19 protein-coding genes and 1 pseudogene are annotated in these 21,852 nt (G+C 73.0%); 9 read left to right on the top strand and 11 right to left on the bottom strand.

The window, feature by feature from the left end; all coding sequences use genetic code 11:
- Genes RM445_RS15320 through RM445_RS15335 form a run of 4 tightly spaced genes read right to left on the bottom strand, consistent with a single transcriptional unit; the run spans window position 1 to window position 5,115 of the window.
- Window positions 1-1,311 carry a VWA domain-containing protein gene (locus RM445_RS15320; RefSeq protein WP_311556950.1) on the bottom strand — a complete coding sequence of 437 codons (1,311 nt, stop codon included), beginning with the start codon at window positions 1,309-1,311 and terminating at the stop codon, window positions 1-3.
- Window positions 1,308-2,225, bottom strand: coding sequence for a protein phosphatase 2C domain-containing protein (locus tag RM445_RS15325; RefSeq protein ID WP_311556952.1), 918 nt, complete (start codon window positions 2,223-2,225; stop codon window positions 1,308-1,310). Before RM445_RS15325 ends, RM445_RS15320 begins: the two co-directional genes overlap by 4 nt.
- Window positions 2,222-4,483: a serine/threonine-protein kinase gene (locus RM445_RS15330; protein ID WP_311556953.1), complete on the bottom strand. Its 2,262-nt coding sequence runs from the start codon at window positions 4,481-4,483 to the stop codon at window positions 2,222-2,224. The genes RM445_RS15325 and RM445_RS15330 overlap by 4 nt, the downstream gene beginning before the upstream one ends.
- Window positions 4,480-5,115 carry a hypothetical protein gene (locus RM445_RS15335; protein WP_311556954.1) on the bottom strand — a complete coding sequence of 212 codons (636 nt, stop codon included), beginning with the start codon at window positions 5,113-5,115 and terminating at the stop codon, window positions 4,480-4,482. The genes RM445_RS15330 and RM445_RS15335 overlap by 4 nt, the downstream gene beginning before the upstream one ends.
- Before the next feature lie 871 nt (window positions 5,116-5,986).
- Here RM445_RS15335 and RM445_RS15340 point away from each other — a divergent pair.
- The 4 genes and pseudogenes from RM445_RS15340 to RM445_RS15355 form a co-directional block, all read left to right on the top strand.
- Window positions 5,987-6,532 (top strand): hypothetical protein, encoded by a 546-nt coding sequence (locus tag RM445_RS15340; protein ID WP_311556955.1) that lies wholly within the window; start codon window positions 5,987-5,989, stop codon window positions 6,530-6,532.
- A 27-nt stretch (window positions 6,533-6,559) separates the two neighbouring features.
- Window positions 6,560-7,660: a D-alanine--D-alanine ligase family protein gene (locus RM445_RS15345; RefSeq protein ID WP_311556956.1), complete on the top strand. Its 1,101-nt coding sequence runs from the start codon at window positions 6,560-6,562 to the stop codon at window positions 7,658-7,660.
- 184 nt (window positions 7,661-7,844) lie between these two features.
- Window positions 7,845-8,195, top strand: a complete 351-nt coding sequence (locus tag RM445_RS15350; protein WP_311556957.1) for a transglycosylase family protein — start codon at window positions 7,845-7,847, stop codon at window positions 8,193-8,195.
- A gap of 381 nt (window positions 8,196-8,576) precedes the next feature.
- A pseudogene (locus RM445_RS15355) lies at window positions 8,577-8,927 on the top strand (transglycosylase family protein); the annotation flags it as partial.
- Window positions 8,928-8,940: 13 nt separating this feature from the next.
- On the opposite strand, the gene RM445_RS15360 reads toward RM445_RS15355, so the two are convergent.
- Together RM445_RS15360 and RM445_RS15365 are read right to left on the bottom strand one after the other, a co-directional pair.
- Window positions 8,941-9,576, bottom strand: a complete 636-nt coding sequence (locus RM445_RS15360) for a DUF3515 domain-containing protein (protein WP_311556959.1) — start codon at window positions 9,574-9,576, stop codon at window positions 8,941-8,943.
- 49 nt (window positions 9,577-9,625) lie between these two features.
- Window positions 9,626-9,862, bottom strand: coding sequence for an Lrp/AsnC family transcriptional regulator (locus RM445_RS15365; protein ID WP_311556961.1), 237 nt, complete (start codon window positions 9,860-9,862; stop codon window positions 9,626-9,628).
- A gap of 71 nt (window positions 9,863-9,933) precedes the next feature.
- Here RM445_RS15365 and RM445_RS15370 point away from each other — a divergent pair, with 71 nt between their 5' ends.
- The gene (locus RM445_RS15370) at window positions 9,934-10,932 is read left to right on the top strand and encodes a thiamine-phosphate kinase (RefSeq protein WP_311556963.1); all 999 of its coding nucleotides are present in this window, start codon (window positions 9,934-9,936) and stop codon (window positions 10,930-10,932) included.
- Here the strand turns inward: RM445_RS15370 and RM445_RS15375 are convergent.
- From RM445_RS15375 to RM445_RS15395, 5 genes are all read right to left on the bottom strand, one after another.
- Window positions 10,920-11,480, bottom strand: coding sequence for a DinB family protein (locus tag RM445_RS15375; protein WP_311556964.1), 561 nt, complete (start codon window positions 11,478-11,480; stop codon window positions 10,920-10,922). The genes RM445_RS15370 and RM445_RS15375 overlap by 13 nt on opposite strands.
- Window positions 11,481-11,530: 50 nt before the next feature.
- Window positions 11,531-12,244: an MOSC domain-containing protein gene (locus RM445_RS15380; protein WP_311556965.1), complete on the bottom strand. Its 714-nt coding sequence runs from the start codon at window positions 12,242-12,244 to the stop codon at window positions 11,531-11,533.
- Window positions 12,245-12,295: 51 nt separating this feature from the next.
- The gene (locus RM445_RS15385) at window positions 12,296-13,696 is read right to left on the bottom strand and encodes a (Fe-S)-binding protein (RefSeq protein ID WP_311556966.1); all 1,401 of its coding nucleotides are present in this window, start codon (window positions 13,694-13,696) and stop codon (window positions 12,296-12,298) included.
- The gene (locus RM445_RS15390) at window positions 13,693-15,105 is read right to left on the bottom strand and encodes an FAD-binding oxidoreductase (protein ID WP_311556967.1); all 1,413 of its coding nucleotides are present in this window, start codon (window positions 15,103-15,105) and stop codon (window positions 13,693-13,695) included. Before RM445_RS15390 ends, RM445_RS15385 begins: the two co-directional genes overlap by 4 nt.
- Window positions 15,106-15,213: 108 nt before the next feature.
- Window positions 15,214-16,668, bottom strand: coding sequence for an FAD-linked oxidase C-terminal domain-containing protein (locus RM445_RS15395; protein WP_311556969.1), 1,455 nt, complete (start codon window positions 16,666-16,668; stop codon window positions 15,214-15,216).
- A gap of 193 nt (window positions 16,669-16,861) precedes the next feature.
- On the opposite strand from RM445_RS15395, the gene RM445_RS15400 reads away from it, so the two are divergent.
- The 4 genes from RM445_RS15400 (at window position 16,862) to RM445_RS15415 (ending at window position 21,777) form a co-directional block, all read left to right on the top strand.
- Complete coding sequence (locus tag RM445_RS15400; RefSeq protein ID WP_311556971.1) at window positions 16,862-19,126, top strand: malate synthase G; 2,265 nt, start codon at window positions 16,862-16,864, stop codon at window positions 19,124-19,126.
- Window positions 19,127-19,137: 11 nt separating this feature from the next.
- Complete coding sequence (locus RM445_RS15405; RefSeq protein ID WP_311557197.1) at window positions 19,138-19,632, top strand: GNAT family N-acetyltransferase; 495 nt, start codon at window positions 19,138-19,140, stop codon at window positions 19,630-19,632.
- An 82-nt stretch (window positions 19,633-19,714) separates the two neighbouring features.
- Entirely contained in the window at window positions 19,715-21,406 is a 1,692-nt protein-coding gene (locus RM445_RS15410; RefSeq protein WP_311556972.1) for a sodium:solute symporter family protein, read from the top strand.
- Entirely contained in the window at window positions 21,403-21,777 is a 375-nt protein-coding gene (locus RM445_RS15415) for a hypothetical protein (protein WP_397469313.1), read from the top strand. The genes RM445_RS15410 and RM445_RS15415 overlap by 4 nt, the downstream gene beginning before the upstream one ends.
- The last annotated feature ends 75 nt before the right edge of the window (window positions 21,778-21,852 follow it).

Here is a 21,852-nt window from a genome sequence, read left to right on the forward strand (position 1 = left end):
TCAGCCCGTCCGGCCCACGGTGATCGTCCGCGTGCTGCGGGCGTCCAGCGCCATCGCGCCCGCCTTGTCCGCATCCGGACGCAGCCGGACGGTGCCGGTCTTCACGTCCAGCACCTCGACGACACCACCCAGCAGCCGCGCCGTGTCGTCGTGGCCCGACTCCGCAGCCAGCCGCACCGCCTCGTCGAGGCGCTCCTCGGCCCGCGGCACGTCGCCCGCCTCGCGTGCCGCAAGGCCGTCCGCGATGGCGCCCGCCAGCGCGACCTGGCCCGTGAAGTGCGCGACCCTCGGGTCGATGGCGCTCGAGCGCGACGCGTCGTCGGTCCACTCGGCGATCACGTTCGCTTCGGCCAGGGCGTCGTCCCCGTACAAGCCGTCGCCGCGGACAACATCGACCCGCGCCGCCCGCACCTTCTTCCCCACCGCCGCGGGCATGACGTCCACACACAGGTGGTAGTCGCGGCTCTCCGCGCCCCACGCACCCAGCGGGTACGCGCCCCGCTGCCGGCCCGCGGCGACCCGGCGGTCGGTGAGGTCCTCCACCGCCGGGGCGACCTGCTTGACGAACCGCACCACCGCGCCCTGCGGCGTCCACAGGCGCAGCCACAGGTCGGGCACGTTCCTGGCCATCGCCGCCCCGGTCAGTGCCCGGAAGTCGGCGGCCAGGTCTTCGGGCCGGGCGACGATGTCGACCGTGCCGAGCAGCGCGGACGAGACGGTGCGCAGCTCGTCGACCCGCCAGTCGGTGCCGACGCCGCGGCAGTCGCACGTGAACGTGCCGACGCAGCTCTGCACGGCTCGGGTGAACACCGGCGCGTCCTCGCCGTTCTGCCCGTCGGTCAACAGGATCGCGTGGCGCACGGCGTCGGGGTGCCGGTCGGCGAGACCTCGAGCCGCGCGCAGCCAGGCGCCGATCGCGGTGCCGCCGTCCGCGCGCAGCAGGCCGACCCGCTGGGTGGCCTCGGCCCGGGTGCGCTCGTCGGCCCGTGCGGTGCCCGCGTCCGGGTAGACCTGCTGCGCCCGGTGGTCGCCCGCGATCACCGCGAACGCCACGCCGTCGCGCAGCTCGGCGATCGCTGCCGCTGTGGCCCGCCGGGCGGACCGGATCTTCTCGCCGGCCATCGACCCGGAGCAGTCCACGACGATGATCTCCACGGCGTCGGCCGGCGCGCCGCCGCCCGTGGCGTTGACGGTGACCACGGCGTCGACCCGCGTCGTGCCGGGTGCCAGGTACGGGTTCTGGTCTGTGTGGAGAGTGAATCTGGCTGGGACGGTGAACTCGGCCTCGACGGCGGTCCCGGACGGGGTCATCTCTCCTCCTGGTGCAGGTGGACGGGAAGGACGGCGACGGTGACGTTGTCCGCGCCGCCCGCGGTGAGCGCGGCCGCGGTGAGCGCGGCGGCGGCCGCGTGCGGACCGCCGCTCCGCAGCGCCGGGAGGGCGAGGGCGGCGAGCACGTCGGCATCGGGGAGGTACTTCCACAGCCCGTCGGTGCACAGCAGCAGCGCACCCGGGCCGGCGGGGGTGAGGGCGACGAGGTCCGGTTCGGCGTCGCCGTCCGCCCCGAGCCACCGCGTGATCGCGTCGGGCCGGACGGCGGCGAGCGCCGGGTCGAGGGTCCCGGCTGCAGCAGCCGCCTCCGCCGTGTGGTCGGCAGTCAGCAGGCGCGCGGGCTCGGCGGCGCCCGGCTCGGCCAGCCAGTAGGCCCGGCTGTCGCCCACCCAGCCGACGGTGAGCACCCCGTCCGCCAGGTCGTGCACACCGCACACCAGCGTGCACGCCGGCGGCTCGGGAGTGCCGCGGGGCACCAGCGCCGCGGCCGCTGCGGCGGCCGCGGCGACGGCTCTACGGGTGTGGCCCTCTCCTGCGGTGCCTTCGAGGAGGACGTCGAGCGCGGCGTCGGCGGCCGCCCGTGCGGCGAGCTCGGACGACCGCACCGACGACACGCCGTCGCAGACCACCGCGACCGCCCGCAGGGGCGCCTCGGCGGCGTCGACGCTCTTCAGAGCGACCGCGTCCTCGTTGCGGGTGCGCACGTACTCGCGGTCGCTCACGGCGGCGCCGCCCCCGTCGAGGGTGATCTCGACGTGGTCGGCGGTTCCCGATGCGGTCGCGGCCGGGCGTTCGCGCAGGTCCGCGCCACAGGTTTCGCAGAAGCGGTCGCCCGCCACCGGGGACGTCCCGCACCGCGGGCACAGAACGACCGTCGAGATCTCCGTGGTCACCGCAGCGTCCGGGGATGCGCACTGTTGGCCCGGTCGACGAGCGTGATCTTCTCCGCCCGATCCGGCGTCAGCTTCGCCAACCTGCGCAGGCTCCCCTCCAGTTCGAGCCGCAGCGCACGCCCCTCCCAGGCGCAGCCCAGCACCGGCGCCCCCGGTCCGGTACTCGCGTCGACCCGGTCCACGGCCGCCTCGAGCACGGCCACACGCATGCGCTGGGTGGTGAGCGGGTCCAGGTCGAGTCGCTCCAGGAGCGCCGCCGCCGCGCGGAGCTCGTCGTCGTCGGCAGCGCCGGTGTCGTGGCGGAGCAGCGTCGCCTCGACGGCAGCGCGTTGCGCGGCGATGTAGGCGCTGGAGCTCGTCGGTACGGCGTGCAGGGCGGCCACCGCGGCAGCCCGCTGCCCGGCACGCAAGCGGGTACGGGCGAGCCCGAAAGCGGCGTCGGCCCAACTCGGGTCGACGGTCGCGACCAGTGCGTAGTAGTGCTGTGCGCCCTCGTCGTCGGCTGCGCACTCGGCGGCGGCGGCGAGCGCGAGCTTCGGGGCGAGCTCGCCGGGGAAGGTCGAGTACAGGGCGTCGAAGGCGGCACGGGCGGTGTCGAGGTCGCCGGTCGCCAGTGCGGCGACCGCGGCGGACCAGCCGTGGCTCCAGTCGTCCGGATCGGCGTCCGCGGCGTCCAGCGGAATCGGCAGGAGGTCCGCGACCCGGGCGGCTACGGGCCGCTCCGGCCCGGTGCGACCGATCAGCAGGCTGGCGGCGAACGTGCCTCGCGGCGCGGAGAAGACCACCGACTGTCCGGGCCGCGGGCGCTGCTCGTCGACGGCCAGCACCTCGCGCCGCACGCCGTCGAGCTGCTCGGCCATCTCGTCCGCCGAACCGAACCGGTATCGCGGATCCGGGTGCGTGGCCCGGAGCAGGAGCCGGTGCAGCGACTCGTGGCGGAGCAGCAGCGGGTGGTCGCCGGGGAGCTCGGTCGCGACCCCGTCCTGCGCGGCCTCGATGCCCAGCGCCAGCACCGCCAGGGTGCGGCCGACCGTGTACAGGTCCGAGGCGGGCGACAGCTCCGCGCGGACGACCTCCGGGGCGTGGTAGCCGACGGTGCCGTAGACGACGGCGTCCGCGTCGTCGATGCGCGCCACGGCACCCATGTCGATCAACGTGAGGTGCCGCTCGCACTGCATCACGTTGTCCGGCTTGAAGTCGCTGTAGACGTGCCCCTCGGCGTGCAGGTAGCCGAGCGCCGGCAGCACCTTGATCATGTAGGCGAGTGCGAGGGCGTGGGCGACGGGCAGCGCGCCGTCGCCGGCCCGGGCGTCGCGCACCTGGGAGAGCGTCGAGCCGCCGATGTAGGCCATCACGATGTAGTCGGCGGCCACCCCGTCGGCATCGACGTGCCGGACGAAGTTGTGAATCGCGACGATGTTCGGGTGGTTGAGCTGGGCGAGGAACTGCCGCTCGGCGCGGGCGGCGGCGAGCGCGGCCGGGTCGTTCGCGTCGAGGACGCCCTTGAGGACCACCCAGCGGTCGTCGACGTTGCGGTCGACCGCGAGGTAGATCCAGCCGAGCCCGCCGTGCGCCAGTGCGCCCCGCACCTCGTACTGGCCGGCGACCAGCGCTCCTTCCGACAGCGGCGGGGCGAACGAGTACGGCGTGCCGTCCTGGGGGCAGTAGCCGCGCACGAGGCCGGGACGTCCCTCCCGCCTGCGCCCGACGGCGTGGGGCTTGCCACCGTGGCGGCAGTAGCGGTCGCGCTCGGGCACCTGGCGGTCGCGCAGCAGCGCGCTGGACGGGTTGACGCGCGGCACCGGGGGGATTTCGTCGGTCGCGCCTGCGCGGCGCAGTCGCGACGAGCCGGTGGGGCCGGTCGACAGGGGCCCGCTCCAGCGGCCGCCTGCCGTGGTGCTCGACGGCTCGGAGGGTGCGCCGGTCGGGACGCCGTGCTGCGACCCGGTGGGCATGACGGTGAGAGCGCCGTGGCGGGCCGCGGTCGGTGGCGCGGTGGGGCGTGCGGTGGGGGGCGCCGTGGGTGTCCCGTTGTTCGCGCCGGCGGCTGCGGTCGGCGTCGCGTGCCGGCCCGTCGCCTCCGGCGCGGCGCGGGGCAGCGGAAGCGCCGGTGCCGTCCGCGAAACGACAGGGGGGGATGCGGCGTGCCCGCAGGTGTCGCAGAAACCGTCGGCCTCCAGCACCCCGTCGCACCCGTCGGAGGTGCACGACGCGCCTGCGGCCGTGCCGGTGGCGCCCGGACGTGCAGCACCGGTCATGCCGGTCTCCTCTCCACGCCGTTCACCCGCTGCTGGTAGGCGACCAGCGCGGGCGTGAGTGCCTGCAGGTCGGTCCGTGGCGCCGAGAGCAGGGCGCGGACCTGCGTCGCCAGCGCGACGACGGCCGGATCGTCGGACACCCCGAGTCGCAGTGCCTTCGCCCGGTAGGCCGCGAACCGACCGGCGGGCTCGGCCCGGCGATCGGTCACCCCCGTCGCCCGCTCGACGGCGCCGCGGAGCGCGTCTGCCGCGGCAGTCGCGCCGGCGTCGAGGCCGGGCAGGGCGGCGAGGGCGGCGGCCTGCGGTCGGGTCATCGGCAGCGCGGCGAGCCGGCGGTGCAGCGCGGGCCGGGCATCCGATGGGGGGGGAAGGACGACGGCGACGCGCGCCAGAGCCTCGTCACGGGCCTGGGCCTCCTGTGCCCACAGCGGGTCGAGCGCCGCGACCGCGTCGGCGACGGCCCGCCGTCGGTCGGCCCATCCGTCGCGGACCGTCGCCAGCTCCGCCAGCCGCGCCTCGAGCGCGTCCAGGCCGTCGCCGATGCCCTCGGCGAGATCGCGCGGCAGCCGGGCCGGCAGAGACAAGGGATCGTTCGTGCACGTCGCGAGCCGTTCGTCGACGGCCGTCGCCATCGCGGCGAGCGCCGCGGCGTCCGGGTCGTCGGGCTCCAGCAGTTCGCGTCCGCGGCCTGCGCGTCGCGTACCCGCTCGACGAGTGGGCCGAGCCCGGCCAGCGCTGCGAGATGCACGGTCTCGGCCGCCTCCAGGACGTCGGCCACCTCGCGGATCCGCCCCTCCATCCGGGTCGCGAGTTCGCCCAGTGTGAGGGTCGTTGCCTCCACGGTCCGGGCCACCAGCAGCTCGTGCAGCTCCGCCCACTCGCGCTCGCCGGGCCGCGGCCGCCGGGTGCGCACGGCACAGGCGGCGGCCACGACGACGCGATGCGCCGCGAGGTCGGTCCACAACCGGGGGAGGAGGTCCCGGACGGCCGCCCATCTCGCGGCCGTCGTGCCCGTCAGTGCCGCGGATCCGAGCAGCCGGTTGCCGGGGTGGCGCTCCAGCTCGACGAGGGCGTCCGCGAGGTGGTTCTGCGCCTCGACGCGGCCGGTCAGCTCGGCGTCGAGCGCGTCCGGGACCACTCGGAGGGACATGCCTCGCCTCCACTCGTCCGGGGATCCTGTGTGCGGGCCGCCATTGTGACGGGGGATGGTCGGGGAGGGGTCCCCGTGTGCCGGGTCACACTTCGGATACCGAGGGTCGCTCACTGCTGTGGCGGCTTTCGTACCCTGTGCGCACGACGCAGCTGCTCGGAAGGAGGGACGCGGTTGACGGGCATGAGACCTGGCACCCTCGTCGTGCTCGAACCCGACAGCGGCCTGACCGTGAGCCCAACCGAGGGGATGGTGCTGTGGTTCGGCCGCGACCGGCCGAACGTGCACATCTGCGTCGGCTCCGACGATGCCGGAGTGAGCCGCCGGCACGGCGCCCTGGAGTACAGCTCCGGGTGCTGGTGGGTACGTGCCCGGGGCGGCCGGTCCGGGTCGGCGGCACCCAGGTGCTCCGCAAGGGGGACGAGCCGGTCCCACTGGCCGACGGCCGGACCTCGCTGCTGGTGGAGGGCGCCGACCCACGGGATGTGCACCTCGTGCGCGTGCACGTGGTCGGTGCGGCCGAGCAGCCGCACCGCAAACCTGGTTCGGGCACGGTGCCGGTCCGCTGCTTCCGGCTGGACCCGGCGGAGCGGCTGGTGCTGACGGTCGTCGCCCAGCGCGTGCTCTTGCGTCGTCCCGGCGCGACGTTGCTCACCTCTCGCGAGGCGGCCGAGGAACTCGACGTCATCCAGCCCGGCGTGTGGGTGCCGAGGAAGGTCGAGCGCCTGGTCAAGCGGGTCCGCGAGCGGCTCGCGGCGCAGGGTGTCGAGGCGCTGGTGCCCGACCCCGGCAGCACGGGTTACGACAGTGCGTACCGCCGGAACCTGATCGACGCGCTGGTCGACTCGGGCACTCTCGGCGCGCCGGACCTGCGCCTGCTGGGTCTCGACGAGGACTGAAACGTCGAGACCCTAGGCTCGGGCAACATGAGCACACGGCCGGGCCGGACCCGCGTGGCGGTCGTCTTCGGAGGCCGCAGCAGCGAGCACGCCATCTCCTGCGTCTCCGCGGGCAGCGTTCTGCGCCACCTCGACCGCGAGCGGTTCGACATCGTGCCCGTCGGCATCGCGCCCGACGGCGCCTGGGTGCTGGGCACGGACGACCCCGAACAACTCGCGATCCACGGGCGGGAGCTGCCGTCGGTCGACCCGTCGGCCACCGCCGTCGTGCTGCCCGGCGATCCGACCCGCGGTGGGCTGGTGGTGCTCGAGCCGGGGCGGGCCGGTGAGGTGCTCGGCGGCGTCGACGTCGTGTTCCCCGTGCTGCACGGGCCGTTCGGGGAGGACGGCACGATCCAGGGACTGCTGGAGATGGCCGGCGTGCCCTACGTCGGCGCGGGCGTGCTCGCGAGCGCCGCGGGCATGGACAAGGAGTTCACGAAGAAGCTGCTGGTCGCCGACGGTCTGCCGGTCGGCGACCTCGTCGTCCTGCGACCCGGCACGCCGACGCTCACGGGGGAGCAGCGCGAGCGACTCGGCCTGCCGGTGTTCGTCAAGCCCGCCCGCGCCGGCTCGTCGGTGGGCATCACGAGGGTCACGGACTGGGCGGCGCTCGACGACGCGATCTCCGCAGCCCGCGCGCACGACCCGAAGGTGCTGGTCGAGGCGGCGATCATCGGGCGCGAGGTGGAGTGTGGCGTGCTGGAGCTGCCCGACGGGACGGTCCGCGCGAGTCTGCCCGCGGAGATCCGGATCGTCGGGTCGGCGGCCTTCTACGACTTCGACGCGAAGTACCTCGACGACGTCTGCGAGTTCGACATCCCGGCGAAGCTCGACGACGACGTCACCGTGCGGGTCCAGGAGGCGGCCGTCGCGGCGTTCCGGGCACTCGACTGCCAGGGGCTCGCGCGTGTCGACTTCTTCCTCGGTGCGGACGGCGTGCCGGTGGTCAACGAGGTGAACACCATGCCGGGCTTCACCTCGATCTCGATGTACCCGCGCATGTGGGCCGTGACGGGTGTGGACTACCCGACGTTGCTGGCGACGCTGGTGGACACGGCGCTGGCCCGCGGGACCGGCCTGCGCTAGCCGCAATTTCCTTTCCAATCCGGCACTGTTCCGCTGTGATAGCGATGTGATCCACCCTTTGACCTGCAGATATATTCAAGAATCCATTCAGTGATGCTGCTGTGATCGCGTTTCGGACGTATCGTCCGGCGCGTTCCGGTTGTGTCCCCGATCACGGCCGGGTCCCTCGTCGAGGAGGAGATCCATGGACGAGTCCGTCGCCGCCCGATCACGTCGCGTGCTGGGCCGGTTCGCCGTTGTGGGGATTGTCGCACTCGGAGCTCCGTTGGCCGTCGCCGACATCGCCGATGCGGCGCCGAAAGGTCACTGGGACCGGCTCGCGAAGTGCGAGAGCGGTGGCAGGTGGAACACGTCCACCGGCAACGGGTACCACGGCGGTCTGCAGTTCTCCAAGTCGACCTGGAAGGCGCACGGCGGCAAGGGTTCGCCGGACAAGGCGAGCAAGGCTGAGCAGATCAAGGTGGCCGAGCGGGTGCTCAGGACGCAGGGCTGGAAGGCGTGGCCCGCCTGCTCCCGCAAGCTCGGCCTGCGCTGACGAGTGGTGCGGCGGTGCGGAGAATCGCTGGGAAAGCGTGACCGCCACCACTTCCCGAGGGGCGGTCGCCACCCGGTCACGCAGAGTTCGAATACGGGTGCTGCGACGGGCGGAATGGCCGTGTTGATCTGCACGAGCGGTCGTACCTTTCGGCTGGTCAGCGTCGATGTTCGAGGGCATCGAACGACGTTTCCATACCGAAACTATTGCAGGTAAATCGACCGTGATCGCGTTGTGATGGTCGTCAAGAAACAGGGATGTCGTTTCACTCAGCTGGAGCGTTACCTGGTCGTAATCAATACTGCTCCGTAGCGTTCTTCTCGTCCGGGTCACCGAGCGCCGAAATTCGAGCGTCGGGCCCCTTGAACCGAGGAGAAGCTCATGGAATCGCGATTCACCACCCGCAAGCCCAAGGGCCGCCGCCTGCTGCAGGCCGCTGTCGCCACCGCCGTCGCCCTGGGCGCCCCCGTCGCGCTGGCCGGCACCGCCGACGCCGCGACGCCCACGGCCAAGTGGGACCGCATCGCGCAGTGCGAGAGCGGCGGCAAGTGGAACACCGCCACCGGCAACGGCTACTACGGCGGCCTGCAGTTCTCGCCCAGCACCTGGAAGGCGCACGGCGGGCACGGCTCGGCGCACAAGGCGAGCAAGGCCGAGCAGATCCGGGTCGCCGAGCGGGTGCTCAAGACGCAGGGCTGGAAGGCGTGGCCGGTGTGCTCCAAGAAGGCCGGCTTCCGCTGATCCGTCAGCGCACCGCGACGTCCGTGGCGCTCAACGTCTGCCGGACGACGTCGGCGACGGCCTGGAGCGGTCCGCTCCCGGCGTCGGTGGGTGCGGTGAGCACCACGTACACCGGCCGGTCGACCGCTACGTAGGTCACGATCACCGGGTCGGGCACCCCGTCGTCCAGGCGCAGCCAGCGGACGCCGTTCACCTCCAGCAGCGCCGAGGTCGGGGTCAGCTCCGCAGGCCGGGTGAGTCCGCACCGCAGCACCGCCGGCCGCGGCGCCGCCGCCCAGGCGCGCGTCCCCGGTGGAGCCGGGTCGGCCAGCGGGCGTGTCGGCAGTGTGCCGCTGCCCGCAGGCAGCTCGGCCGGAAGCGCTGCGAGCAGCGCGCTGCAGTCCGGGCCACCGGCGTCGGGCGCCTCGACGGGGACGACCGCGAGCGGCCCCGTCTCCGGTGCGGCCGCCGCCGTCGTGGCGGTGCCGCCGGCGCTCCCGAGTCCGGCTCGTTCGACCCCCTGCACGCGCCCGACGACTCCGACGGCCGCGACCGCCACGGCGAGCAGCAACGGCAGCGCCAGGGCGACCAGCACCGGAACGGACGGCCACCGTCGCCGCCCCCGGGCGGGGCGGGTCTCGGACGTGGCGGGGTCGGTCACCCCCTCATCCTGCCTCCGGCGTGGCGACGTCCGTCGTCGACCCGCTGCCTCAGGCCAGGTTCACCACCGGGCAGGTGAGCGTACGGGTGATACCCGGCACGCCCTGCACCTTTGCCACGACGAGCCGACCGAGGTTGTCGACGCCGTCGGCCTCCGCGCGCACGATGACGTCGTAGGGGCCCGTCACATCCTCGGCCGACACCACGCCGGGGATCGCGCCGATCTCCTTGGCGACCGCGGCCGCCTGGCCGACCTCCGTCTGGACAAGGATGTAAGCGTGCACCACGGCGTGCCCCTTCCGACTGTGACGGTGTTTGCGGGTAGGAAAGTCGGACGACCGTACCCGAGGAGGGCCCGTTGACCCCATCGTCACAGGCGGGAAATGCCCCTGCCGAGACGGACGGCACACTCGGGGAGATCGGTGAGTTCGGCCTGATCAGACGGGTTGCGACCGGCCGGTCACAACCCGCTGCCACGATCGTCGGGCCGGGTGACGACGCCGCGATCGTCGCCGCACCGGACGGCCGCGTGGTCGCGAGCACGGACGTCCTCGTCGAGACGGTGCACTTCCGCCTCGACTGGTCGACGCCCGAGCAGGTCGGCCGCCGTGCGGCGGCGGCGAATCTGGCCGACATCGCCGCGATGGGTGCGGTGCCGACCGCGCTGCTCGTCGGCCTCGCCTGCCCGGCGAACACCCCCGTCGCCACGCTGACCGCCCTCGCCGACGGGCTGTGGGCCGAGGCCGGCGTCGTCGGTGCCGGTGTGGTGGGGGGCGACGTCGCGTCGTCCGCGCAGCTCATGGTCGCGGTGACGGCTCTCGGTTCGCTCGAGGGGCGGCCTCCCGTCCTGCGCGGGGGCGCCCGCCCCGGCGACCTGGTCGCCGTGCGGGGGCGGCTGGGCTGGGCGGCGGCGGGGCTGGCGGTGCTGCAGCGCGGCTTCCGTTCGCCCGCGGTCGTCGTCAACGCTCACCGGGTGCCCGAGCCGCCGTACGCGGCCGGCCCGGAGGCCGCGAAGGCCGGCGCCACGGCGATGATCGACGTGTCGGACGGACTGCTCGCCGACCTCGGCCACATCGCCCGCGCCTCGGGCGTCCGCATCGACCTCCGCAGCGCCACCCTCGACGTGCCCGCCCGGCTCCGCGACGTGGGCGCCGCGCTGGGGGCGGACCCCCGGCACTGGCTCCTCACCGGCGGCGACGACCACGCGCTGGCCGCGACGTTCCCCGCCGAGGCCCTGTTGCCGTTCGGCTGGGTCCGCGTGGGCACCGTGGAGGCGGCCGACGGTGCCGATTCCGTGGTGCTCGTCGACGGACGCCCGTACGACGGCGGCCCTGCGGGGTGGGATCACTTCGCCTGAGCCCGGTACAGGTCGCGCAGCAGTGCCACCTCCGCCCCGTGGTGGATCACCTCGCGGTTGATGTGCAGCACGAGCGCGGCCATCGGGTACTCGGCGAACGGCCCCTCCGCCGGCCCGCAGGGCCGCGCGAGACCGGCAGGGTCGAGACCGCCGACCCCGGCGGTCCAGCGTGCGTACGCGTCGTCCAGCTGCGCCAGCGCCTCGGCGGCCGTGCCGGCGTACGCGAAGCTCCCGTAGTCGGCCGCAGGCCCGCCGAAGTGCGACGCCACCCGCACGGCCAGCACGCCGACGATCACGTGCGCCAGCCGCCACGCGATCGTGGGGACCGGTGGCGGGTCCGGCTCGGGGAACGCGAAGTCGACGGTGAACGGACCGGTGCCCGGCTGCCCCTCGGCGGTGCGCCGACGGACGTTCCACGCCGGCTGCGCGGGCTCCCAGGAGTACTCGGCGTCCGTCAGGCCGTCGAAGCGGGGACGCAGCTGCCTGGTCCAGTGCCACTCCAGCTGCTCGGACAGCTGCCTGGTCCAGTCGAGTGTGGTGGAGGTCATGGCCGCACGCTAGCGGCGCCCACCGACACGATCGCCGGACCACGCTCCTGTCAGGCGCGGGGAACCGGGCGCACCTCGTCGCCGATGCGAACGGCGCCCTCGTGCACCACCGCCCCGCCCACGGAGAGCACGCCGCCGCGCTCCCGGTGGATCCACCGCAGCACCTCGCGGTCGATCCCGATGCCGTCCGGCTGCGACCGGGTGACCATGACGCACCGCGCCACCGGTTTCGTCACCGCGACCGTCGCGCCCCCGATCTGCACCACGGCACCCAGCAGCGCATCCTCGTCGCCGCCGCCGAGCACGACGTTGGGCCGGAACCGCCGCACCGGGCGGGTGCCGATCGTGGCGGCCGACAGCAGGGTCACGGGGATGCTGTCGTGGAAGGCCTGCGCAGAGCCTTCGAACACCCTCCACGAGTCCTCGGATTCTGCGGCCTCGGGGTTCTCGTAGCGGCGCGGACCGGTCGCGTCTCCCGCGGCCCGCAGCGCCACCGGCCGGCCCAGCCACGCCGAGAGTGCGGCGTCGTCGGCGGCGGTCGAGCCGTCCGGCAGGGTGATGTCGACCCCGCCGTCGTCGCGGAGCCGCGCGGCGGCATGCAGGAGCTCCGGGTGCCGCCGGGCGGTCAGCCCCAGGCCCGTCTCCTGGTCGAACAGTGCCCAGCAGCGGTCGCCGGTCAGGCCGGTCGACGTCAGCACGGCGGCACTCACCGGTTCGCCCTGCAGGGACTTGACCGGGTACCGCCACAGCTCGGCCACGCGCACGCGACCATCATCCCTGCTGAGGCTGTCGGCCGCCGACGGCCGCGCGTCGGCTCAGGTGCGGGGGACCGGCACCCCGCGGATCGAGGCGTCGAGCAACTGGACCGGGTGCAGCAGCGGCACGTCGGCCCGGTCCGGCTCGGTGCCCTCCTGGGCCCGACCGTCCGCCGTCTTCCCGTCGAGCGCGGGCGCGGCCAGGTGCTTGCCGATCTGCAGCAGGCAGCCCGGGTTGGCGGTGACCACGACGTCGGGCTGCACCGAGCGGATATTCGCCGCCTTGCGGTTGCCCAGCTCCGCCGCCGGGTGCGGCATGACGATGTTGTAGATGCCGGCCGAGCCGCAGCAGATCGCCGCCTCCGGGATGTCGACGACCTCGAGGTCCGGGATCGTGCGCAGCACCGCCCGGGGCTGGGTGCGCACCTGCTGGCCGTGCCCGAGGTGGCAGGCGTCGTGGTAGGCCACCCGGGCGCGGATCGGGTGCCGCGGGGCCCGAGGGCCGAGCGTGTCGAGCACCTCGTGCACGTCGCGGACCTTGGCGCTGAACGCCGCGGCCCGCTCCGCCCACTCGGGGTCGTCGGCGAGCAGATGGCCGTAGTCCTTCATGGACGACCCGCAACCGGCGACGTTGGTGACGACGTAGTCGACGCCCAGGGAGCCGAGGACGTCGATCTCGCGCCGGGCGCGGGCGAGCGCGTCGTCCTCGCGCCCGGCGTGCAGTTCCAGCGCTCCGCAGCACTGTTGCGCGCGTGGGGCGTGCACGTCACAGCCCTCCGCCGCGAGCACCCGCACGGTGGCGGCGTTGACCCGGTGGAAGAACACGTCCTGGACGCATCCGGTGAGCAGCGCGACGGAGGCCCGCCGCTCGCCCACCGCGGGAGTGTGCTCGGGCAGTCGCGCGAACGCCTCCCGCAGCGACACCGGCGGCAGCAGCGACTCGAGGGCGCCCAGCCGGCCGGGCAGCTTCGCGGCGAGCGTCCGCACGGGTGCGAGCCGGCGCAGCTGCTGGTAGACCGCCCCGGGGACCGCGGCGGCCCGCAGCCGCCGCTTGTACGGGAACAGGGCGAAGATCGTCTCGCGGAGCAGCCGGTCGGCGGGCTTGCGGCGGACGTTCCGCTCGATCTGCGGGCGCACCGACTCGATCAGCTTGTCGTACTGCACGCCGGACGGGCAGGCGGTCACGCACGCCAGGCACCCCAGGCAGGCGTCGATGTGCTCGGTGAACGGCCCGTCCAGCTCGATCTCGCCCTTCTCGGCGAGGTTCATCAGGTAGATCCGCCCGCGCGGCGAGTCCATCTCCTCGCCCCACAGCTGGTAGGTCGGGCAGGTGGGCAGGCAGAAGCCGCAGTGCACGCAGTCGTCGAGCAACTCTCGCTGGGGCGGGTGGTGGTCGTCGAAGGCACTCGGCCCGGTCTGCGGGAGGTTGGTCTCTGCCGAACCGGCGGGTGTCGTACTCACGGGGCTCCTTCGGTCAGCCACGGTGCGAGACGGCCCGGTCCGAACCGGCCGTGGGGGTCGAGCTCGTTCTTGACGGCGCGGAGCAGGGCGATCGCGGACGGCGGCGGCCCCCACGCGGCGGCGTCGAAGCCGACGGGGCGGCTGCGCAGCACGGAGGTGCCCCCTGCGGCGTGCACGGTCGTATGCGCCGCGGCGACCACGGCCGGGTCGGCGGGCAGCGCGACGGTGGCGACGCCGGTGCCCAGGCCGGCGGTGACCGACCGGGCGTCCAGCGCGGCGAGCACGCCCGGGAGCCGGGAGGGCCGCACCCCGATCCGCAAGACGGCGTCGTCGAGCGTCCCGCGGGTCAGGCGCGCGTGCCGGTCCCACGGGTTGGCGAGACGGTCGTCGATCGGCGGGCCCTCGTCATCGGTCGGCGTCGCCGACGACCGTGCTGGTGGCTGTTCGTCGCCCTCGTTGCGGGAGAGGGCGAGGCGTCCGGCCTCGGTGGTGCCGGGACCGGCCGGATCCGCGGCGACACCCGAGGCCGCGCTGACGTCCGGGGCTGTGGCGTCGGGCGCACTTCCCGCCCCTGCGTCCGTCCCCGCAGGCGCGTCGTCGAGATCCTGACGAGCCGCCCCGTCGTCGGGTGGCTTCCGGCGACTGTCCCGTCCGTCGGCAGGAGAGACGGCCGCGACGGTCGCGGCCGGCCCGAGCAGCTCCCGTAGCCGCTCCACCCGGTCCGGGAGCGCCGCCTCCGTGCCCTCGATGCGCACGAGCAGCGCGTCGGGGTCCGACACCCACTCCAGCGCGGCCGGCTCGTACGGGCCCCCGAGGATTCGGGCGGCGTGCTCGGCGGCCTCCTCCAGCGGACACGGCAGCACCAGCGTCGCCACCGCGTGCGGCAGCGGGTGCAGCCGCAGGACGACCTCCGCGACGACGGCGAGGGTCCCGTAGGCGCCGTGCACCAGCTTCGCGAGGTCGTAGCCCGCGACGTTCTTGATCACGTGACCGCCGCTGCGCGCCACCGTGCCGTCGGCCAGCACCAGCGTCACACCGATCACGAGGTCGCGCAGCGAGCCGTGCACCAGCGCGCCCGGCCCGGCGTCGCTGGTGGCCAGGAGACCACCGACCGTCGCACCGTCGGCGACGCGGGCGGCGTCCAGCGCCACGTGCTGCCCGTGACCGGCCAGTTCGGCGTTCAGGTCGCGCAGCGGCGTGCCCGCGCGAACCGACACCGTCATGTCGCCGGGGTTGTGCGTGATCACTCCGTTCAACGCGCGCAGGTCCAGCACGGCGTCGGTGGGGCCGAGTGCGCCGGCCCAGTTCGCGGCGGTACCGGCGCCGGTCACCGCGAGGGGACCGGCCGAGTCGAGCACGGCATCGCGGACGCCGCGGAGGTCGGTCGGATTGATCAGAGTTGCGGTCACGGGTGCTCCTCGCCGACGGTGGTGGTCGTCTCCTGAGGTGTCCGGGCTCTCCTTCCACCTGGGGATCTTCGTCTTGCTTCGCTGCGGCGTCGATCCTCAGGACACGCGTCAGAGCCGCTCGATGACTCCCGCCTCCTCCAGCGGGTGCGGCTTGTACCGGCCGGGCCGCTCTCCGCACAGGCGCGGTGTGGGCAGCACCTTGCCGGGGTTGCACAGGCCGTGCGGGTCGAACGCCGAGCGCACCCGGGCCATCGTCGCGAGGTCGTCCTCACCGAACATCTTCGGCATCGAGCACGCCTTGTCCGTGCCGATGCCGTGCTCGCCGGACAGCGACCCGCCCAGCTCGACGCAGAGCTCGGCGATCGCCCCGGACAGGTGCTCGGCCCGCTCGGTCTCCCCGGCGGCGGAGCTGTAGAGGACCAGGGGATGGAGGTTGCCGTCGCCCGCGTGGAAGACGTTCGCGACCCGCAGCCCCGCCTCGTCGCCCATGTCCCCGATCCGCCCCAGGACCTCCGCCAGCCGGGTGCGGGGCACCACGCCGTCCTGCACGAAGTAGTCCGGCGAGATCCGGCCGACCGCTGCGAACGCCGCCTTGCGGCCCCGCCAGATCGCCGCCCGCTCCTCCGCGGAGCCGGCGATGTGCAGGCGCGTGCAGCCGTGCCTCTCGCAGATCTCCTTGACCTGGGCGAACCCGGCGTCGCACTCGGCCTCGGGCCCGTCGAGCTCGACGATCAGCGCCGCGGGCACGCCGACGGTGTAGCCGGCGTGCACGGCCTCCTCGGCCGCCTCGATCGCGAGGGTGTCCATCATCTCCACCGCGGCGGGCACGATCCCCGCACCCACGATGTCGCTGACCACGTCGCCCGCCGCGCCCACCGACGGGAAGTCGGCGAGCAGCGTGCGCACCGACTCGGGTGTGCGCAGCAGCCGGACGGTGATCTTCGTGGTGATCCCCAGCGTGCCCTCCGAGCCGAGGAACACCCCGCGCAGGTCCGGCCCCGCCTGGTCGCCCGTCTCGGTGCCGAGGGTGACGACCGACCCGTCGGCCAGCACCACCTCCATCTCCAGCACGTGGTTCGTCGTGAACCCGTACTTGAGGCAGTGCGCGCCGCCGGAGTTCTCGGCGACGTTGCCGCCGATCGTGCAGACCTGCTGGCTGCTCGGGTCGGGGGCGTAGTACAGCCCGTGCGGTGCGGCCGCGGCGGTGATCTCGAGGTTCGTGACGCCGGGCTCGACGACGGCCCGCCGGTCGACCGGGTCGACTTCGAGGATCCGCTTGAGCCGGGCCAGCGAGATCACCACGCCGTCCGCGACGGGCAGCGCGCCCCCCGACAGACCGGTGCCGGCGCCGCGGGCGACGAACGGCACCCGGTGCTCCGCGCAGACCCGGACGGCCGCGGCGACCTGAGCCGCGTCGCGGGGGAGCAGCACGAGCTCGGGCACGACCCGGTAGCCGGTGAGCCCGTCGCACTCGTAGGCGCGGCACTGCACAAGGTCGGTGAGCACGTCGTGCGGGTTCAGTGCCTTCTCGAACGCACGCCGCACCGTCAGCGGCAGGGCCATACCGCACCTCCCGTCACTGGGCAGAGCGCAAGACTACGTCGCGACGGCGTGATTACCCACTCGTCGACCGATCAGGCCCGCCCCGGTCGGGAAGTTGTGCACAGCTCTGTCCGCAGGCCCGGCTTTCGACGGTCCGGAGTGGTAGGAAACGGGCGACCGCGGACGACGAACCGTACGAGGATGGTGGATCCAGGTGAGTGACGCAGCCCAGACCGGCGACGCAGCCCAGACCGGCGGCCTGCAGGTGGATCCCGCGCTGCGCGCCTTCGTGGCGGACGAGCTGCTGCCGGGAGTCGGTCTGTCGCCGGAGTGGTTCTGGACGACGCTGGCCGGGCTGCACGAGCGGTTCGCCCCGCGCGCGGTCGAGCTGCTGGCGCGCCGCGACGAGCTGCAGGCCCGCCTCGACGCCTGGCATCGCGAGCACGGCGCGCCCGGTGAAGACGAGCTCGACGGCTACGTCGACTTCCTCACCGAGATCGGCTACCTCCTGCCCCAGGAGGAGCCCCGCATCTCCGTCACCGGGGTGGACCGGGAGATCGCGGAGGTGCCGGGGCCGCAGCTCGTGGTGCCGGCGACGGTCCCGCGCTACGCGCTCAACGCCGCGAACGCCCGCTGGGGCTCGCTGTTCGACGCGCTCTACGGCACCGACGCCCTGCCTCTGGACCACGAACTCGCCCGCGGCTACGACGAGCAGCGCGGTGCGCAGGTGATCGCGGAGGCCGACCGGCTGCTCGACGCGTACTTCCCGCTGCAGGGCGCCTCGCACGCCGACATCACCGCCTACCGCCTCGACGGCGCGACGTTGGCCGCGGAGACGGCGGACGGGGCCGTCGGGCTCGCCGACGCCGGCCAGCTCGCCGGCTACCGAGGCGAACCGGGTTCGCCGGACGCGGTGCTGCTGCGCCGGCACAACCTGCACGTCGAGCTGACGATCGACGGCGGGCAACGGGTCGGCGGGCAGCACCACGCGCACGTCGCGGACGTCGTGCTCGAGTCGGCGGTCACCACGATCGTCGACCTGGAGGACTCCGTCGCCACCGTCGACGGCCCGGACAAGGTCGGTGGCTACCGGGCCTGGCTCGGCCTGATGACGGGCGAGCTGGAGGCCTCCTTCCCCAAGGGCGGGAAGACGGTTACCCGCACCGTGAACGGCGACCGCACCTACACCGCCGTGAACTCGGACTTGGCTGACGGGTCCGAGCTCGTGCTGCCCGGGCGCTCGCTGCTGCTGGTCCGCAACGTCGGGCACCACATGCGGCTCGACGCCGTGCGCACCGCCGACGGCGACCCGCTGCTGGAGGAGTGCCTCGACATCCTCGTCTCCGCGGTCGCGGCCCTGTACGACCTGCGCGGGCTGGGCCGGTTCTCCAACTCCCGCAGCGGAAGCCTGTACGTCGTCAAGCCGAAGATGCACGGCCCGGACGAGGTGGGCCTGTCGGTCGACCTGTTCACCGCCGTGGAACAGGCGCTGGACCTGCCGCCGACCACGATCAAGATCGGGATCATGGACGAGGAGCGGCGCACGTCGGTCAACCTCGAAGCCTGTGTGGCCAGGGCCGCGGAGCGAGTCATCTTCGTCAACACGGGATTCCTGGACCGCACGGGCGACGAGATCCACACCGTGTTCGAGGCCGGGCCAGTGATCCGCAAGGACGACGAGAAGGGCAGCGTCTGGCTGCAGGCCTACGAGAACCGCAACGTCGACGTCGCCCTGCGGGCAGGCTTCGCCGGGCACGCCCAGATCGGGAAGGGCATGTGGGCGCAGCCCGCGGGGATGCGGGCGATGCTCGACACGAAGGGCGCCCAGCCGAAGGCCGGCGCGAACACCGCGTGGGTGCCCTCGCCGACCGCCGCCACGTTGCACGCGCTGCACTACCTGGACACCGACGTGCACGCCGTGCAGGACGAGATCGCGAAGCGCCCGCTCACGGACCGGCGGAAGCTGCTGGTCGCGCCCCTGCTCCCGGAGCGCGGAGCGCAGTTGACCGAGGAGCAGAAGCGCCACGAGCTCGAGACGAACGCGCAGTCGATCCTCGGCTACGTCGTGCGCTGGGTCGGGCTGGGAATCGGCTGCTCCACGGTGCCGGACCTGGAGGGAGTCGGGTTGATGGAGGACCGGGCGACGCTGCGGATCTCCAGCCAGGAGATCGCGAACTGGCTCCACCACGGGCTGGTCGACGAGGCCACGGTCCGCGACACCTTCGCCCGCATGGCGGTGCTCGTCGACGAGCAGAACGCGAAGGAGCCCGGCTACGCACCGATGAGCAAGGACCTCGAGCACAGCCCGTCGTTCCAGGCCGCGCTCGAGCTCGTGTTCGCCGGTCGGCAGGAGCCCAACGGCTACACCGAGCGCGCGCTGACGCACTGGCGGCAGCAGGCGAAGGCTGGCTCGGGGGCCGACGGTGGCGGCACCCGCACCGCCGTCCTGGACGACGCCGCTCCGAGCCCGACCGACTGATCACACGGGTGCTGGAGCTGCACGCTCGCGCCTACGGACACCCGGACGTGACGCTCCTCGTCGCTGCCGTTCAGTGGGAGTACGTGCAACGATATGGTGACGGGGACGCGACTCCGGTCGACCCTGACGAGTTCGCCCCGCCGCACGGGTTCTTCACCGTCGGCTACGTCGCCGGCACTCCGGTCGCATGCGGTGGCTGGCGGCCGCGCGACGCCGAGCTCGGCGAGCTCGGCGAGCCGCTGCGCGACGGCGACGCGGAGATCAAGCGGATGTTCGTGCTGGTCACACACCGTGGCCGGGGCTACGCGCGGGCCGTGCTCGGCGAGCTGGAGCGCACCGCGGCCCGTGCCGGACGGCGCCGCATGGTGCTGGAGACGGGCCTGTCCCAGCCCGAGGCGATGGCCCTCTACATGAGCGCCGGGTACACGGAAATGGCCGGTTTCGGGGTCTATAGGCACTCGCCGAACAGCCGGTACTTCGCGAAACCGGTTCCGAGGAACGGGTGAATCGTCGATCAGGTCTGGCGGGATCGGCCCGGGTGGCGAACGATCCCCTCGCTGGCGACGACGCGGCGGAAGGCGGCCACGCATGAGATTCCTGGCTCAGGCCCAGACAGACCTGAGACTCGACGCGAACGCGCTCGACTACCTGTTGGTCGCGTTCTACTTCGTACTCGTACTCGGTATTGGGCTCGTGGCCCGACGATCCATCTCGTCCAGTCTCGACTTCCTGCTGTCCGGCAGGTCCCTGCCGGCCTGGGTGACGGGGCTGGCGTTCATCTCGGCGAACCTCGGCGCCATCGAGCTCATCGGGATGACGGCGAACGGGGCCCAGTACGGGATCCCGACGGCGCACTACTACTGGATCGGCGCCGTCCCCGCGATGGTGTTCCTGGGCATCGTGATGATGCCGTTCTACTACGGCAGCAAGGCCCGCAGCGTCCCCGAGTTCCTGGCGATCCGGTTCAACCGGACCACCCAGCGGGTGCAGGCCGTGGTGTTCGCACTGGCGTCGCTGCTGATCGCCGGGGTCAACCTGTACGCGCTGGGCCTGGTGCTCGAGGCGCTTCTGGGCTGGCCACAGGCGGTCGCGATCCCGGTGGCCGCCCTGGTGGTGCTGAGCTACACCTTCCTCGGCGGGCTGTCCGCGGCGATCTACAACGAGGTGCTGCAGTTCTTCGTCATCCTGGCGCTGCTCATCCCGGTCACCGTCGCCGGGCTGGCCCGGGTCGGCGGCTACTCCGGGCTGGTCGAGAAGATCACCGCCGGACCGGGCGGGGCCGAGCAGCTCTCGTCCTGGCCGGGCACCCCGATCACGGAGATCTCCAACTCGTTCCTGTCGGTGTTCGGCATCGTCTTCGGGCTCGGGTTCGTGCTCTCGTTCGGCTACTGGACCACGAACTTCGCCGAGGTCCAGCGCGCGCTCTCGGCCAAGAACATGAACGCCGGTCGGATGACCCCGATCATCGGGGCCTTCCCGAAGACGCTGGTCCCGCTGGTCATCGTCATTCCGGGCATGGTCGCCGCGGTCCTCATCCCGCAGCTGGTCACCCTCAAAGCGGGCGGCGCCACCGACGTCACCTACAACAACACGCTGTCGCTCCTGATGAAGGAGGTCCTCCCGAACGGCGCGCTGGGTGTCGCCATCGCCGGCCTCCTCGCAGCCTTCATGGCCGGTATGGCGGCGAACATCAGCTCGTTCAACACGGTGTTCACCTACGACATCTGGCAGGACTGGGTCAAGCCGGGCCGGGAGGACGGCTACTACCTCAAGGTCGGCCGCGCCGTCACCGTGGGCGGGTGCGTGATCGCGATCTTCACCGCCTACCTGGCCGGCAGCTTCTCGAACCTGATGGACTACATCCAGGCGCTGGCCAGCTTCTTCAACGCCCCGCTGTTCGCGATCTTCATCTTCGGCCTGTTCTACAAGAAGATGACCGGTACGTCCGCCTGGATCGCCCTGCTGTCCGGGGTGGCCACCGCGGTGCTCGTCGACCTGCTCGTCCGCGCCGACATCATCAACGTCTCGTCGCAGGCCGGTAGCTTCATGGGGGCGAGCGCGGCGTTCGTCGTCGGCTGCCTCGTCGCCTTCGTCGTCTCCCAGTTCACCCCGGGCAAGACCGACGAGGAGCTGGCCGGGCTCACCTGGGCGACGTCGACCCCGGTCCAGAAGGGCCGCGGGCCGGTGGCGGCCGCCGACGCAGGCTGGATCAAGAACCCCGTGATCATGGGCACGGCCGTGCTCATCCTCACTCTGGTCCTCTACATCATCTGGTGGTGAGCGATATGACCGAGCCGCACGAGAAGCACGAGCACCACGACAAGCACGAACATCACGAGCACCACGGCATCGAGGAGACGCTCCGGGAGCGGCCCGGTCTGGCGGCCATCCTCTTCGACCTGCGCTCGGTCATCGGGCTGCTGTTCGTCGTCTACGGGCTGGTCCTGACCGTCCTCGGACTGATCGGTGAGACGCCCGAGGAGCTGGCCAAGGCTGGCGGCCTGGCTCTGAACCTATGGATGGGGTTGTCGATGCTGATCGTCGGCATCATCTTCTACGTCTGGGCGTTCGTGAAGCCGCCCATGCCGCCCGAGCCCGACGAGATGGCCCAGATCGACGAGGGTGGTCCCATGCACATGGGACACCACTGACCACCCCTGCTCGACGCGGAAACACAACAGCGCCCCCTCCGAGGAGGGGGCGCTGCTGTCTGCTCCGCGCTCACG

The organism is Pseudonocardia charpentierae, assembly GCF_031845345.1.
Classification (GTDB): Bacteria; Actinomycetota; Actinomycetes; order Mycobacteriales; family Pseudonocardiaceae; genus Pseudonocardia; species Pseudonocardia charpentierae.

Bases quoted from the DNA above. Each gene is read 5' to 3' on its own strand.
- RM445_RS15330 (WP_311556953.1), bottom strand. From the start codon at position 4,483: ATGACCGGTGCTGCACGTCCGGGCGCCACCGGCACGGCCGCAGGCGCG.
- RM445_RS15395 (WP_311556969.1), bottom strand. From the start codon at position 16,668: ATGGCCCTGCCGCTGACGGTGCGGCGTGCGTTCGAGAAGGCACTGAAC.
- RM445_RS15320 (WP_311556950.1), bottom strand. From the start codon at position 1,311: ATGACCCCGTCCGGGACCGCCGTCGAGGCCGAGTTCACCGTCCCAGCC.
- RM445_RS15410 (WP_311556972.1), top strand. From the start codon at position 19,715: ATGAGATTCCTGGCTCAGGCCCAGACAGACCTGAGACTCGACGCGAAC.
- RM445_RS15350 (WP_311556957.1), top strand. From the start codon at position 7,845: ATGGACGAGTCCGTCGCCGCCCGATCACGTCGCGTGCTGGGCCGGTTC.
- RM445_RS15335 (WP_311556954.1), bottom strand. From the start codon at position 5,115: ATGGCGACGGCCGTCGACGAACGGCTCGCGACGTGCACGAACGATCCC.
- RM445_RS15345 (WP_311556956.1), top strand. From the start codon at position 6,560: ATGAGCACACGGCCGGGCCGGACCCGCGTGGCGGTCGTCTTCGGAGGC.
- RM445_RS15375 (WP_311556964.1), bottom strand. From the start codon at position 11,480: ATGACCTCCACCACACTCGACTGGACCAGGCAGCTGTCCGAGCAGCTG.